The 12,498-nt window shown below is 70.3% G+C and carries 9 protein-coding genes and 2 pseudogenes; 2 read left to right on the top strand and 9 right to left on the bottom strand.

Going from position 1 to position 12,498, the window contains the following annotated elements:
- Positions 1 to 84: 84 nt before the first annotated feature.
- Positions 85 to 1,032, bottom strand: a complete 948-nt coding sequence (locus tag ACIBJB_RS41060) for an RNA polymerase sigma-70 factor (protein WP_398938936.1) — start codon at positions 1,030 to 1,032, stop codon at positions 85 to 87.
- 316 nt (positions 1,033 to 1,348) lie between these two features.
- A complete protein-coding gene (locus tag ACIBJB_RS41055) occupies positions 1,349 to 2,140 on the bottom strand; it encodes a hypothetical protein (protein WP_398938934.1) in 792 nt (263 codons plus the stop codon).
- 459 nt (positions 2,141 to 2,599) lie between these two features.
- Here ACIBJB_RS41055 and ACIBJB_RS41050 point away from each other — a divergent pair, with 459 nt between their 5' ends.
- Entirely contained in the window at positions 2,600 to 3,220 is a 621-nt protein-coding gene (locus tag ACIBJB_RS41050) for a hypothetical protein (RefSeq protein ID WP_398938932.1), read from the top strand.
- Positions 3,221 to 3,769: 549 nt separating this feature from the next.
- On the opposite strand, the gene ACIBJB_RS41045 is transcribed toward ACIBJB_RS41050, so the two are convergent.
- From ACIBJB_RS41045 to ACIBJB_RS41035, 3 genes are read right to left on the bottom strand one after another with little or no spacing between them, the layout of a single operon-like run.
- Positions 3,770 to 5,785, bottom strand: a complete 2,016-nt coding sequence (locus ACIBJB_RS41045; RefSeq protein WP_398938930.1) for an FtsX-like permease family protein — start codon at positions 5,783 to 5,785, stop codon at positions 3,770 to 3,772.
- Positions 5,786 to 5,806: 21 nt separating this feature from the next.
- The gene (locus tag ACIBJB_RS41040) at positions 5,807 to 6,529 is read right to left on the bottom strand and encodes an ABC transporter ATP-binding protein (RefSeq protein ID WP_398938928.1); all 723 of its coding nucleotides are present in this window, start codon (positions 6,527 to 6,529) and stop codon (positions 5,807 to 5,809) included.
- A gap of 19 nt (positions 6,530 to 6,548) precedes the next feature.
- Positions 6,549 to 6,920, bottom strand: coding sequence for a DUF4333 domain-containing protein (locus ACIBJB_RS41035; RefSeq protein ID WP_398938926.1), 372 nt, complete (start codon positions 6,918 to 6,920; stop codon positions 6,549 to 6,551).
- 385 nt (positions 6,921 to 7,305) lie between these two features.
- On the opposite strand from ACIBJB_RS41035, the pseudogene ACIBJB_RS41030 reads away from it, so the two are divergent.
- A pseudogene (locus ACIBJB_RS41030) lies at positions 7,306 to 7,851 on the top strand (hypothetical protein); the annotation flags it as partial.
- Positions 7,852 to 7,869: 18 nt separating this feature from the next.
- Here ACIBJB_RS41030 and ACIBJB_RS41025 read toward each other — a convergent pair.
- From ACIBJB_RS41025 to ACIBJB_RS41010, 4 genes and pseudogenes are all read right to left on the bottom strand, one after another.
- Positions 7,870 to 8,640 (bottom strand): polysaccharide deacetylase family protein, encoded by a 771-nt coding sequence (locus tag ACIBJB_RS41025; protein WP_398938924.1) that lies wholly within the window; start codon positions 8,638 to 8,640, stop codon positions 7,870 to 7,872.
- A gap of 616 nt (positions 8,641 to 9,256) precedes the next feature.
- On the bottom strand, positions 9,257 to 9,745 hold the full coding sequence (locus ACIBJB_RS41020) for a GNAT family N-acetyltransferase (RefSeq protein WP_398938922.1): 489 nt from the start codon (positions 9,743 to 9,745) through the stop codon (positions 9,257 to 9,259).
- A 531-nt stretch (positions 9,746 to 10,276) separates the two neighbouring features.
- Entirely contained in the window at positions 10,277 to 12,004 is a 1,728-nt protein-coding gene (locus ACIBJB_RS41015) for a GAF domain-containing protein (RefSeq protein WP_398938920.1), read from the bottom strand.
- Positions 12,005 to 12,324: 320 nt separating this feature from the next.
- A pseudogene (locus ACIBJB_RS41010) lies at positions 12,325 to 12,477 on the bottom strand (glyceraldehyde 3-phosphate dehydrogenase NAD-binding domain-containing protein); the annotation flags it as partial.
- Positions 12,478 to 12,498: the final 21 nt, after the last annotated feature.

Below are 12,498 nucleotides of genomic sequence, written 5' to 3'. Positions count from 1 at the left end.
CCTTCTGGCCCGGTCACGCCCCTTGAACCGGACAGCCCGCCGATTCCTGACAGGAGACAAGAGTGACCTGCGTCACACAAGGAGTCAGAGGGCTTCGGTCAGGACCGGAGGACCGAAATCGCCCGCCGCCCAACGCTGCGTCGCCCGCTCCAGCTTGTCCGGGTTGACCTGGCTGCGCACCGCAACGATGCCTTCCTGTGTCCGCTCCAGGCACATGATGCCGATGACACGCCCGTCGACCACCGCGACGACCGCAGGGCCGCCGTTGACCGTGGCGGCGTAGAGGTCGGGGGAACCGCCGACCAGGTTCCTCTTGGCCGGGGCCGGCTTGAACAGCCCGCGCATGAACTTCGCCACCGCGCGTGCGCCCTCGAAGGCACTGGCCCGGGCCGGCACCTTGCCGCCGCCGTCGCCCACCGCGATGGCGTCCGAGGTGAGCAGCTTGATCAACGGCTGGGTCTCACCACTGGTCGCCGCAGCGAGGAACTCCTCGACGATCCGGCGCACGGCCGCCTCGTCGGTCTCGGCCCGCGCCCCGCCCTGCGCCACATGCTTCTTCGCGCGATGGAAGATCTGCTGGCTGGCCGCCTCACTCAGGTCCAGGATCTCGGCAATCTCCCGGTGGGAGTACGCGAATGCCTCGCGCAGCACGTACACCGCCCGCTCGTTGGGCGAGAGCCGCTCCAGAAGAACCATCACGGCGTACGACACCGACTCGCGCTGTTCGACCGTCTCCGCCGGGCCCAGCATCGGGTCCCCTTCGAGCAACGGTTCGGGCAGCCACTGACCGACATAGGTCTCGCGACGCGCACGGGCCGACGTGAGCTGATTGAGGCAGAGATTGGTGAGCACCTTGGTCAGCCACGCCTCTGGCACCTCGATACGCCCGAGATCGGCGGCCTGCCACCGCAGATACGTCTCCTGTACGGCGTCCTCCGCCTCGCTCGCCGAGCCGAGCATGCGGTAGGCGATGGCCTCGAGACGCGGCCTGGCCGCCTCGAACCGATCCACGTCGCTGTAGGTCAGGGCCATGCCGGGATCCTAACCGGCGGAGTGCGCGGTTTCACGGCCGTACGGAATCGGCCTGGCACTATGGCTCAGACGCACCAGGCGGGATCATTCCGGTCGACGAAGCCACGCCTTCGGCGACGGCGACGGCGATCCCGGTCAGCAGTGCGCGCATGCCGACCCGAGCGCGGAACTGCTGTGCGAAGCACCGCCCGGAACGGCCCACGCAGCGGGGCAGCGTGCGGCGGGTTGCGTGGCCCGACTGGATACAGGGCCGTCCCCAAGGGGACACGCTTGGACTTTGACAGGCTCGGCAGCATTCCTCAGCGTCACTGCGGCATCAGGGATTGGGTGTGGTGTGAGCGTCCGTCCGGGTGGCGGACAGGTAGCCGACGAACCCGAGGATGGCCACGGTCCAGGACAGGGTGACCGGTCCGAGGCCGAGATCAAGTCCGCCCCGGCTGTGGCCGACGGCCATCCAGTCGGCGATCGAGGCGCCGAGGGGACGGGTGATGACGTAAGCCGACCAGAAGGCCGTCACCGCGTTCAAGCCGCCCCAGCGGTGAGCGACGGCCGGGACGGCGATCGCGGCGGCGTACAGGACGGCGGAGCCCAGGTAGCCGAGTCCGATCGTCGCCGTGAGGTCGCCCGCGGCGGTGCCCAGCGCAAACGTGGCCAGCACGGCGGCCCAGTAGAAGGTCTCGCGGCGGCGGGTGTGGACGCTGTGGATGGACAGGGTGCGTTCGCTGCGGTACCAGAGGGCGAAGACGGCGGCCAGAGCGACCATGAACAAGGGGGTCGAGATCATGTACGGCACGCCCAGGCCGACATGCAGGGTGTCCGCGGCCATGGTGCCGAACACGCTGACCATGACGATCGCCGTCCAGTAGATCCAGGCCACGTACCGGCGAACCGTGAACTGCACCGCCAGGGCGGCCACCAGGGCGATGCCGCCGACGCCGACGGCGGGGATCGGGCCGAGCCGGTGGGCCAGGAAGTCGGACGCCGTCTCACCCATCCCGGTGGTCAGCACCTTGATGATCCAGAAGTAGACGGTCACCTCCGGCACCTTGCTCGCCGCGTGACGCAGGTGGCCCGCGGGCCGGTTGTGAGTGAGGTGATCAGTCGTCATGGCAGGCACGATGGCATGGCACTCGGCCATGGCCCCAGACCCCTTTGCCGGCTTTTTGGCGCTTCTGGTGCTCGCGTTGCCCATGGCTCGCCCGGACCTCAACACAGCCTGAATCCGGGCGGCGTCCTCGCGAACGGGGACGCAGGCCTCCCGGGCCACGGGCGTCCAGCCGCGAGCGCCGCTTCCGTCACGGGCTCGTCGAGGTGGTCGGCCTCCTCGGCGAGCGGCCCATGGCCCGCTTCACGTTCACGTCGACGGACATGGCAGCCATGACCTCGGCACCGGACAGCAGTGGCTGTTCGCAGGGAACAGTTGGCTCCGCTTGTCCGTAGTATCTCTATGCCAAGGCATTCTGCGGCAGTTACGGCATCCACGCTGCTAGTGCAGCCCACGCTGCCCCGGTTCAGCGTCGCGCTCCGCCTCTGCGTCACGGCCGCACACCGAGGAAAGGCCAGCATCATGTCCGAGAGCACGACCGACACCACGGGACTGACACACCAGTACAGCACCCAAGTAGCCGCCGATCTCGAGACCAACCTCAAGGAGCAGGAACGCATCAGTGGGGACATCGCTGCTCTGCAGCAGCAGTTGGCCGCCCTGCAGCATGATCACAGCGTGCTGGTGAACATCCAGCAGGCGCTCGGCGTCACACACTCGACCAAGGAGCCCACGCCCTCGACCGAGACCGCCACGGTGCCATCTCCCCGGAAGAAGGCCAAGTCCGCACCGCGCAGCAAGCAAACCGCACGGAAGACCACCGCTCCGCAGCAACGCACGACGGCCAAGAAGTCCACCGCCAAGTCCGAGACAAACGCGGCCCAGCCCACTTTGGTGGGGCTCATCCGCAGCCACCTCCGTGAGCAGGACGAACCGCGCTCCGCCGCGGAAATCTCCACCGCGCTCGGCCAGGCCCATCCCGAGCGCGACATCAAGACCAAGGTCGTACGCGTCACCCTCGAGGGACTTGTGGCCAGGAGTCAGGCCCAGCGCACCAAGCAGGGTTCCTCCGTCTTCTACACCGCACCGGAAACGGAGACCACGCCGCCGGCCGAGGAACAGCCCGAAGACACCAACAGCTGAAGGCACACACCGCGCAGCAGCCAAGGGCATGCACCATACGAAGAGGGAGATACTCGGTGGCTGTGCTGCTGTCCAGGCTCGGCGCCGGAGCGCCGGCCTGCAACGGGCCGATAGTCAGAACAGCCTTGTCCCGCCCGGACAGGGCAGGACGGCAGCTGAACGCCCACCGCGGCCAAGGGCGAGCCGCTGACCATCGCGGTCGACACCGGTGACAGCCGCCTGTCTGCGCTGCCGTCTGCACTTGCAGAACGAGGCTCCGGGCCACCGCGCCGTACCGGATGGGCCGAAGCCATCGTTCGCCGAGGCCGGCCGTCACAACGGGTTCGTCTCGGTACTGCTCGCCCTGCCGGCACGGTGCTCGACCATCAAGCCGCACCGTGTGCGAAGGGTGCGGCGAGCCCTTCGCCATGGACGAAGTGACAGGTGAACTCAGCGCGGCCTTCGCCCAGGAACGCGGGTAAAGAAGCACAGCGGCCAGGCAGGATGCCGAGGCCCGCCGAAGCTGGTCAAGGCCCCGGCGTCGCGGGAAGTCCGACCGTCGGTACGGTGTCAGTCCGCCGTCTGTGCCGGACCCTCCGTGACCTTCCGCAGCAGTGGCCTGCTGCCGGTGATCGCGGCGAGCATGGCAAGCGTGCCGACGGCAAGGCAGATCACCAGTTGCACGACACCGGAGGTGTTGATCGTGGTGCCGGCCGCCTTGTTGAGCTGCATGGCGCCGAAGGCTCCCATGGCGGTGGTGCCGCCTGCCAGGACGGCAAGCGGGATGACGGTCTCGCGGATCCGGGCCCCGTCCAGCACTTGAAGCGGGGTGCCGGCCAGCCGCAGCAGGCCGTACATCCGGCGTCGGTCGAGGACGTTCGCGGCGGCCGTGAGGCCGGCGGAGGCGGCTGCGACGAGGAAGCTGAGCACCAGGGTGGCGGTGCTGACGGTGGCGACGCGGGCGATGACTATGTCGTCCGACGCGGACACGTACTCCTGTGTGAACGGGTAGCGGCCCGATCCGAGGCGGGTGAGCGCGGTGACGCCGGTGTCGATGCGGTCCTGGCCGCCGGAGACGTGGGCGATGACGCCGTCGACACCGCCGAGCAGGCTGTCGTAGTCGTCCTCGCTCGTGACGGTGACGGCCGCGGTGACGCCGGCCTGCCGCAGGAGCGTTCGGGCCTGGGTGGCGGTGTGCCGGGCGTCGGCGGCGTTGGCGGTGATCACCCCGACCTCGTCGTGGTGGCGGGGACCGTCGAAGCTCAGCGTACTGACGGAGAAGAACCCGGCCACGAACCCGGCGAGGACCAAGCCGCTGACGGTGCGCCAGACCGCGCGCGGGTCGTCGCTGAGCCGCCGTGCGGCCAGCAGTGTGGCCGGGCGCTTGGCGCGGCGGCCCACGATCCGGCCCAACCGGTCCACGACCCAGGGGCCGAACAGCCAGAACGCGCCGTAGAAGAGCGCCAGCAGGGCGAGCAATTGCCGGGGCTTGAGCTGTCCGCTGTCGCCCGTGGTCGCCCAGATGTAGCCCAGGACCGCGACGAACAGCAGCAGACGTATCACGCGGGTGCGGCGCGGGTCGGCCTGCTGGGCGACGCCCAGGGGCGAGGTGGCCACCTGGCGCAGCATGGTCACCGCGCTGACGGTGATCAGCGCGGTGACGGCCAGCACCACGGCCGCCAGCCAGGGCAGCCCCACCCACAGCCGGCCGGTGTACCAGGCGCCGACGCCGTACGGGATGTCGGCGAGCGCAGGCAGCAGTGCCGTGTAGGCGACCGCGCCGGCCACTGCCCCGGCTGCGCCGACTCCCGCGGCCTCGACGGCGGTCATGGCGAGGATCTGCCGCGGTGTCGCCCCGGCCAGCCTCAGCGCGGCCAGCCGCTGTTCACGCCGGGCCGCGCCGAGCCGCCCGGCCGCCGAGGCCAGCACGACGACCGGCATGACGAGCAGCACCACGCCCAGCAGCACGGTCCCCTGGTCGGTGCCGGTGAACACGCTGGCCTTGGTGCCGGAGAACCCGGAGACCAGTGCGCGCTTCGTCAGCCCGTCGTCGTAGTAGTTTTGCTCCCCGGCCGCCTTGGAGACGGCCGCGTCGCCGGGCGCCCGTCCGATCACCGCGACCAGCTCGTCGGGCGAGGCGAGACCGGCGGCGCCGATCGTGTCGTAGGAGCTCACCTTCGGGAAGCGGTCGGCGAGTTGGGCGGCGGGGAGCTTGTGCAGCAGTTCGGCCAGGGCGGGAGAGACGTACACCTGACCCTGTTGCGGGAAGTGGCTCAGGCCGGGTGGCGCGGAGGTCTGTCCACGGCCGGGCAGTCGGGCCAGGTTCACGACGGTCACGGGTTCCTGGCGTACGTATGTCGTGGTCGTGGCCTGGACCGCCGTCGCTTCTCTGGCCGATACGGCGTCGGGGGTGCGCCACGTGGTGTGGTCGGCGCGAGCGCCCGCGCCGAGGGCCGCGGCAGTCATCAGCAGCAGGAGAAAGGAACCGACGGCGGCGGCACCGGCCGCGAGCAGCTGGGACTGGAGGCCGCGACGGCCGGAGGACCGGGCGAGGTGCCAGGTCAGGGGCAGGACGGGGGAACGCATGGCAGCTACCTCCGGGGGAGATCAGGCGACGGTGTACTGGGTGTGGCCGCCGATGCGGCCGTCGCGGACCTGGACGATCCGGTCGCAGTGCGCGGCCACCTCGGCGTCGTGGGTGACCATGACCAGGGCGGCGCCCGTCTCCCGGGTGGCGGAGGTCAGCAGTTGGACGACCTCCGTGCTGGTGCGCTGGTCCAGGGCGCCGGTGGGCTCGTCTGCGAAGACCACGTCAGGCTCGGTGGCCAGGGCGCGGGCGATGGCGACGCGCTGTGCCTGGCCGCCGGAGAGCTGGCCGGGACGACGGAGCTCCAACCCGTCCAGGCCCAACGGCGTGAACCAGCGGCGGGCACGGGCGACGGCCTCGCCACGCGGTATGCCCTCCAGCATCAGTGGCAGCGCCACGTTCTCCTCGGCGGGCAGCTCCGGCAGCAGCTGACCCGACTGGAACACGAACCCGAACCGCTTGCGGCGCAGGGCGCTCAGCTTGTTCTCGCCCAGGTTGTCGATACGCCCCCAGCCTTCGGCCGGGGGGACCCCCATCTCGCTTCGCTCGCCGCGCAGCAGCACCTGACCGTCGTCGGGTCGGACGATCCCGGCGAGAGTGTGCAGCAATGTGGACTTGCCGGACCCGGACGGGCCCATGATGGCCAGCGAGTCGCGCTCGTGGACCTCCACGTCCACCCCGGCCAGGGCGGTCGTGGAGCCGTACTTCTTGACCAGGCCGTACCCGGCCAGGACGGTGCTCACGGTGTCTCGTCTCTCCTTCTCAGCGCTCGAACTTCCAGGTGACGCTCTTGGCGTCGGCCTTGGTCACCCGGACGGGTATCGAGACGCTCCCGCCGCCGCTTTTCTCGCCGGTGCAGGTGAGGGTGGCTCCGGCCACGGCCTTGAGCCCGGTCGGGCAGCTGACACCGGAGACCTTGTCGCCGACCCAGGGCAGCGGGTGGAACCTGCTCTCGGTTCGCCCGGCGACGATGTTCGCCGCGAGCGCCTTGTGGCCGTCCACCGACGCCGTGCCGTACTCGTCCAGGCGACTGGTCGACTCGGTGCCGGCCAGCAGATGCGTACTGAGGCCGCCCAGGGCAACCAGCGCGGTCACGCCTCCGACGACGCCGACAAGAACCTTGCTGCGCTGCATCGCGTACTCCTGATGTCCGTGGTGAGGATGCGGATCCACCCTCGCCCGCGGGCCTGGGCGCGCGCCTCGGCCGAACGGTCGGGATCACGGGAAGACCCTCGGCCGTTCGGCCGATCCCACTGCCGGGGCTCTGTCCTACGGTGATCGGCATGAAGTCCGTTTCCGCCCGGGCAGCGCCCACGGCCTCCCATGGGTCTCCTGCACGCCGCGTCTGTCGCCGACGGTGTTCTCTACGCGGGCTCAGACCGGACGAGTGTCCTGCCGACGGCAAGCCCCGTGAGGGAGTAATACGTCAGCTCGGCAGGAGATGTGATGCCCCGTCAGCCCGGGGACTCTGGAACGGTGCCCGCAGGACACGGGCGTCAGCCACGAGGAAGGTGCGGCAATGAGCCGCACATCGTCAGCTTCCGCCCGTATCCGGGTCACCACAGGTGCCGCCGCCGTCGCCTGCACCGCCTCCGCCGCGGCCTCTGGCCGTTCGCCGGGGTCCGACGCCCCCGGCGAGGCCCGGGAAGCCGCGGCCCTCACCGGGTCCGCCAAGCTCTCCCGGACGCTCGGGGACGACATCACCTTCACCTTCGACGGGCGTCTCGCCGCCCGGCACCGGATGGATCCGGCGAAGGCCACCGGGACCTTCCGCTTCAGCCACTACCTCGACGGCGAGGGCGCCTGGGCCAAGGGGCGGATCGACTGTCTGGTGACCGGCGGGAAGGTCGCGGTCGCTACCGGTGTCATCACCAGCAGCGACCTGCCGGGAGCGAAGGGCAAGCGGGTGGGCTTCACCGTGCACGACGTGGGCCGGCACGACCGGTTGGGCTACAGCTGGGCCTCCGTGCGCAACCCTGTGGAGACCAAGGACCTGCCCCAGTGTGTGAGTTCGGCGCCGGTCGAGCGCGTGAAAAGTGGCACCGGTGACCTTCGCGTGTTGCCTGTGCCGGGGCCGGTGGGCTCAGCGCACGGGAAAGCCGTAGGAGTAACCCTGTTCCTTGAGCCGCGGCAGGATCTGGCGCAGGGCCTCGACGGTCTGGGAGCGGTCGCCGCCCGCGTCGTGGAAGAGGATCGTCGGGCCACCCGGCAGTTCCTGCTCCACGGTGGCGACGATGGCGGCCGTGCCCGGCCGTTCGAAGTCCTTGGAGTCCACGTTCCAGCCGAGCGGGCGCATGCCCCGGGAGGCGGCGAGGTGGCGGCTGTAGGGGGTGAAGGCGCCGCCGGGGGCCCGGTAGTACATCGGCCGGATGCCCCCGGACGCCTGGGTGATCATGCGTTCGGCGTCCAGTATCTCCTGCGCCTGGTAGGCCTGGGACTTCTTGTCCATGGTGGTGTCGTGGGACACCGAGTGGTCGCACAGCCGGTGCCCGGCCGCGACCACCTGCTTGACCAGGTCCGGATGGGCCTGTGCCTGCGTGCCCACCATGCAGAACGTGGCCTTGACCCCGTACTGGCGCAGCACATCGAGTACTTGGGGGGTCCACACGGGGTCGGGCCCGTCGTCGATGGTGATGTTGACGCCCCGCGCCCCCTGGTCCGAGGCGTGCGCGATGTCCGCCGCGACCGGCTTGACGGCACTTCCCCGTGTGGCCGACGTGGTCGTCTTCGGCGATGGGCCGCCCAACGCTCCGGCCTGCGCGGTCCATACCGAGGCACCGGCAGCCAGCAGCGTCACCCCGAGCGCCGCCCCGAGCACCTTGCTGTTCCAGCCCCGTCCGCCGTGCCGTGCCATGTCCGTCCCGCCTTCACGCAGTTCCTCGCCGACTCCCTGGTCACCTTGCGACCACCTGGCAGGACGAGCGAAGGCGGCCCGAGGATGCGTCCGTTACCGATCAAGGACAATTCCGGGGGAGTTCGCGGACAACCCGGCCGACGACGGCCGTATGCAGGACGGTTGGCCCGGAGGGGCGTCGAGCCGACGGAAACCCATCGCCCGTGATCGGGTGATCGCCGCCGAGGCCGGGCGCCGTCGGAGCGGTACGTGACCCAGCACAACGCTCCACCCGGCGCGCGAGTGGCCAGGGGTGGCCGACGCCGGCGAGCTGGGCCCGCCCGGTGCGGAGGTTGATGCGCTGCAGTTGCCGGTGGGGTGGCCGCGTTTGTCGTAGGCCGGGTGGGTCTGCCTGCTCGGCGAGGCCGACTCTTGCGCGGTGCCCGCCGCGCAGGGGCGCCGCCCACAGGGCTAGGGCGGCCAGGGCGGCGTCCATATCGTGGCCCGTGGGATCGGTCACTATATGTGCGGGAAGAGCCCCAGCAGCCCGACGGCGTCTCCACGACCGGTGACTGGCACGATCATCCGCTGCGCCTGGCTGCAGGTGAGCCGGTGCCCCGCGAACCGGCACATCGCTTTATTCCGGAGGAATGCGAAACTCGAATTCGGGACGGTCCCACGGCACGGCGGGCGGGTTCGCGAACGCGGTCCCGGTCCGCACCGCACCAACGCGGTGGTAGAAGTCCTCGGCGGGACGATGCGACACGACTTTGAGACGGTCGAGCCCGGCGGCACGGGCCTCGGACTGCATGTGCGCGACGAGCAGCCGTCCAATACCCCGTCCTTGCGCTTCGTCGGCGACGAACAGCAGGTCGAGCTCCGGTGGAGCGAGGACCAGCGAATAGAACCCGAGGACCCGGCCTCCGTGCTCGTCTGCGCCGACGGCCACAAAGGTGCGGTGGGCCTCGATGTAGTCGGGACCGACCCGGTAGCCCGCGACTGCGGCCGCGTACTTCCCCTGGTAGGCGCGTGAGCCACGCACGAGCCGCGTGAGCCGTTTGGCATCCCGCGCGACGGCCCTCCGTATGGTGATCGGCTGGCTGATCGGGGAAGGGCGTGAACTCATCGGGAGAGTATCTCGCACTGGGGAGTGCCTTCGCGCGGCGGGTCGACTGCTCGGGCAGGCGTTCGTCCATCACTCCCGCGAACCGCTCACCCAGGCCCGATCGGCCACGTCCCTGCCGCCGAATCGGCCGCCCGCCAGCAGCAACCGCACGCCCGAACCGGTGCGGAGAAGCCGGAGAACAGGGTGGTCGACGGCAGCTTTCCCTGGGCCTGCCGTGGCGAAGCCCAGGCGGTAGAGGAAATTCCGAGCCGTCCTCGCGAGGCGGATCATCCTCGACCTGTTCGCCGGCCCCGGCGGCTGGAGCCACGGCGTCCCCCGGCCCGGGACATCGGTCCGGCCCGCAACTCTGATGGTCGCTGATCGCGGGCTTTCGATTCTCCGCAGAAGTGACACATGAGGGATGTCTGTCATCCGGCAGAGGGGTGTCGCTCATGGCTTGAGGTCGTACCGAGTCCGCTGACGGCCGATCTGTGGCGAGTGGCCCTTCAGGGGGGCACCTCGATGTCAGGGATGGCGCGGGACGCGTGCCCGCTACCGCTCCCCCACCGGCACCCGCCACACCAGCATGGTGCCGCCGTCGGGCGGACTGCTCAACTCCAGTTCGCCTCCCAGCTGTTCGGCCCGCTCGGCCATGTTGAGCAGACCGCTGCGGCGGCCGTCGGCCCGAATGCCCACGCCGTTGTCGGCGACCGTCAGCCGCAGTTGGCGGCCGTCGCACTCCAGCGCCAGGTCGGCGCGGTCGGCGTGGGCGTGCCGGGCGATGTTGGTGAGGGCCTCGGAGAGCACGGCCAGCGCATGGTCGGCGATATCGCGCGGCACATCGGTGTCGAGCAGTCCTTCCATACGCACGCTGGGCGTGAAGCCCAGCACCGGGGCCGCCTCACCGACGGCCCGTACGACCCGGGCGCGCAGTCCCGTCCCGGCCCCACCGTCACGCGCCCGGAGCCCGAAGATCGTCGACCTGATGATCTTGATGGTCTCGTCCAGGTCGTCCACCGCTCGGACCACACGTTCGGACGCCTCGGGATGCTCGATGAACCGGCCCGCGCTCTGCAGGGTCATTCCTGTGGCGAACAACCGCTGGATCGCCAGGTCGTGCAGGTCACGGGCGATCCGGTCACGGTCCTTGAGCACCGCGATCTGCTCGGCGTCCTGGCGTCGCTCCGCCAGTTCCATGGCTACGGCGGCCTGCGCGGCGAAGCCTTGCAGGGTCTCGGTCTCCGTCGTGGTGAACTCCGGCCGACCGGCCTCCCTTGCCAGCAGAAGCACGCCTCGCACTCCGTCCTCGCCCGTGCCGATGGGCACGGCCACGGCGGGGCCCAGTCCCTGGAAACGGGGCGGTTCCGGGGTAACGCGTTCGTCGTGGGAGACGTCCGTACTGACGGCAGGGGCGACGCTGGAGAAGGCCAGCCCCATCAAGGTCGCGTCCATCGGGAGTACGAGACCCTTGTGCGCGTCGGAATCCAGCCCTACGGCGATCTCCACGGCTAGCGACCCGGTGTCTTCCATGGGGGACGCGACCGCGGCCAGCGCCGATCCGGTGATCTCGCCGGCCCGCTCGGCGATCAGGCCGAGCACGTCGGTGCGCCCGCCGCCGGACATGAGGCTGTGGGTGACCTCCGCGTTCGCCTGCAGCCAGCGTTCTCGCAGCCGGGAGTCCTCATAGAGGCGCGCGTTGTCGATGGCGACGCCGGCCGCCACCGCCAGGGTCGAGAGAACGGACTCGTCGTCCTCGTCGAACTGCGCGCCGCCCCGCTTCTCGGTGAGGTACAGGTTGCCGAAGATCTGGTCGCGCACCCGGATGGGCACGCCCAGGAAGCTGTTCATCGGCGGATGGTGGTCGGGGAAGCCGTATGACGAGGGATGCTCGGAGATCTTCGTCAGGCGCAGCGGCTCGGGATGGCGGATCAGCTCACCGAGGATGCCGTGGCCCTCGGGGTAGGGGCCGATCCGGGCGATCTGCTCCGCGGTGACCCCGACGGTGTGGAAGGCGGACAGACGCCTGCCGTCCGGTCCGATCACGCCGAGGGCCGCGTACTCCGCGTCGACGAGCACTCCAGCGGCTTCGACGATGCTGTGCAGCGCCTGCTCCAGATCCAGCTCGCGGCCGACCGAGAGCACCGCCTCCAGCAGGTTGTGTACCCGGTCCCGGGTTCCACGGGCCGCGTCCAGCCGCGCCTGAAGCTCCCCCAGGAGCTCGTCCAGCCTCAGCTGTGGGAGCCGTACACGGGCCTCCTGCGGCTCCTGGGGGCTTGCCACCTGCGTCTCCTCGGGTCCCTCGGCCGGGCTGACACCGGCCGCTCCGGTCGTGGACCACGCTACCGGCCGATGACGGGTGAAGGTACGGGTTCCGATCCGGCGGCAGAGCGGCCAGTGGTCGCCTTTGCCGTGAGCGCGGGCGTGACGCGCATCCGCCCTCACCCCGCAGGGCCACAGTGGGCCGTTCGGCCTTGGACGGGGGACGGACAGCACCTGCCGGGTGGACCCGGCTCCGTTCGACGCTGAGGCCACGTCGTGACCGAGGAGCCGAACCGGGTCCGCCGAGCCGAGCAGCCCAGCGTCATGGTCCGTTACGTGCACTCCAGCAGATGGGCGAGGGTGGCGGGCGGGGCGATGTGGTTGATCGCGGCCGCGTGCACGTCCTGGGTGCCCGCCTCGGTGCGGTCGAGGGCCGCCCGCAGGTAGGTGCGGCCTATGCGCCCGAAACCGTTGATGCCGACGCGAATGGCCATGGCAGTGGTTTCCTGTGGGAG

The sequence above is a fragment of the Streptomyces sp. NPDC050759 genome (assembly GCF_044456945.1).
In the GTDB taxonomy this organism is placed as follows: domain Bacteria; phylum Actinomycetota; class Actinomycetes; order Streptomycetales; family Streptomycetaceae; genus Streptomyces.
This window is presented reverse-complemented; position numbering and strand designations above follow the sequence as displayed.

What these genes read in the sequence shown, in the direction of transcription:
- ACIBJB_RS41060 (WP_398938936.1), bottom strand. Translation starts at nt 1,032, where the DNA reads ATGGCCCTGACCTACAGCGACGTGGATCGGTTCGAGGCGGCCAGGCCG.
- ACIBJB_RS41055 (WP_398938934.1), bottom strand. Translation starts at nt 2,140, where the DNA reads ATGACGACTGATCACCTCACTCACAACCGGCCCGCGGGCCACCTGCGT.
- ACIBJB_RS41050 (WP_398938932.1), top strand. Translation starts at nt 2,600, where the DNA reads ATGTCCGAGAGCACGACCGACACCACGGGACTGACACACCAGTACAGC.
- ACIBJB_RS41045 (WP_398938930.1), bottom strand. Translation starts at nt 5,785, where the DNA reads ATGCGTTCCCCCGTCCTGCCCCTGACCTGGCACCTCGCCCGGTCCTCC.
- ACIBJB_RS41035 (WP_398938926.1), bottom strand. Translation starts at nt 6,920, where the DNA reads ATGCAGCGCAGCAAGGTTCTTGTCGGCGTCGTCGGAGGCGTGACCGCG.
- ACIBJB_RS41025 (WP_398938924.1), bottom strand. Translation starts at nt 8,640, where the DNA reads ATGGCACGGCACGGCGGACGGGGCTGGAACAGCAAGGTGCTCGGGGCG.
- ACIBJB_RS41020 (WP_398938922.1), bottom strand. Translation starts at nt 9,745, where the DNA reads ATGAGTTCACGCCCTTCCCCGATCAGCCAGCCGATCACCATACGGAGG.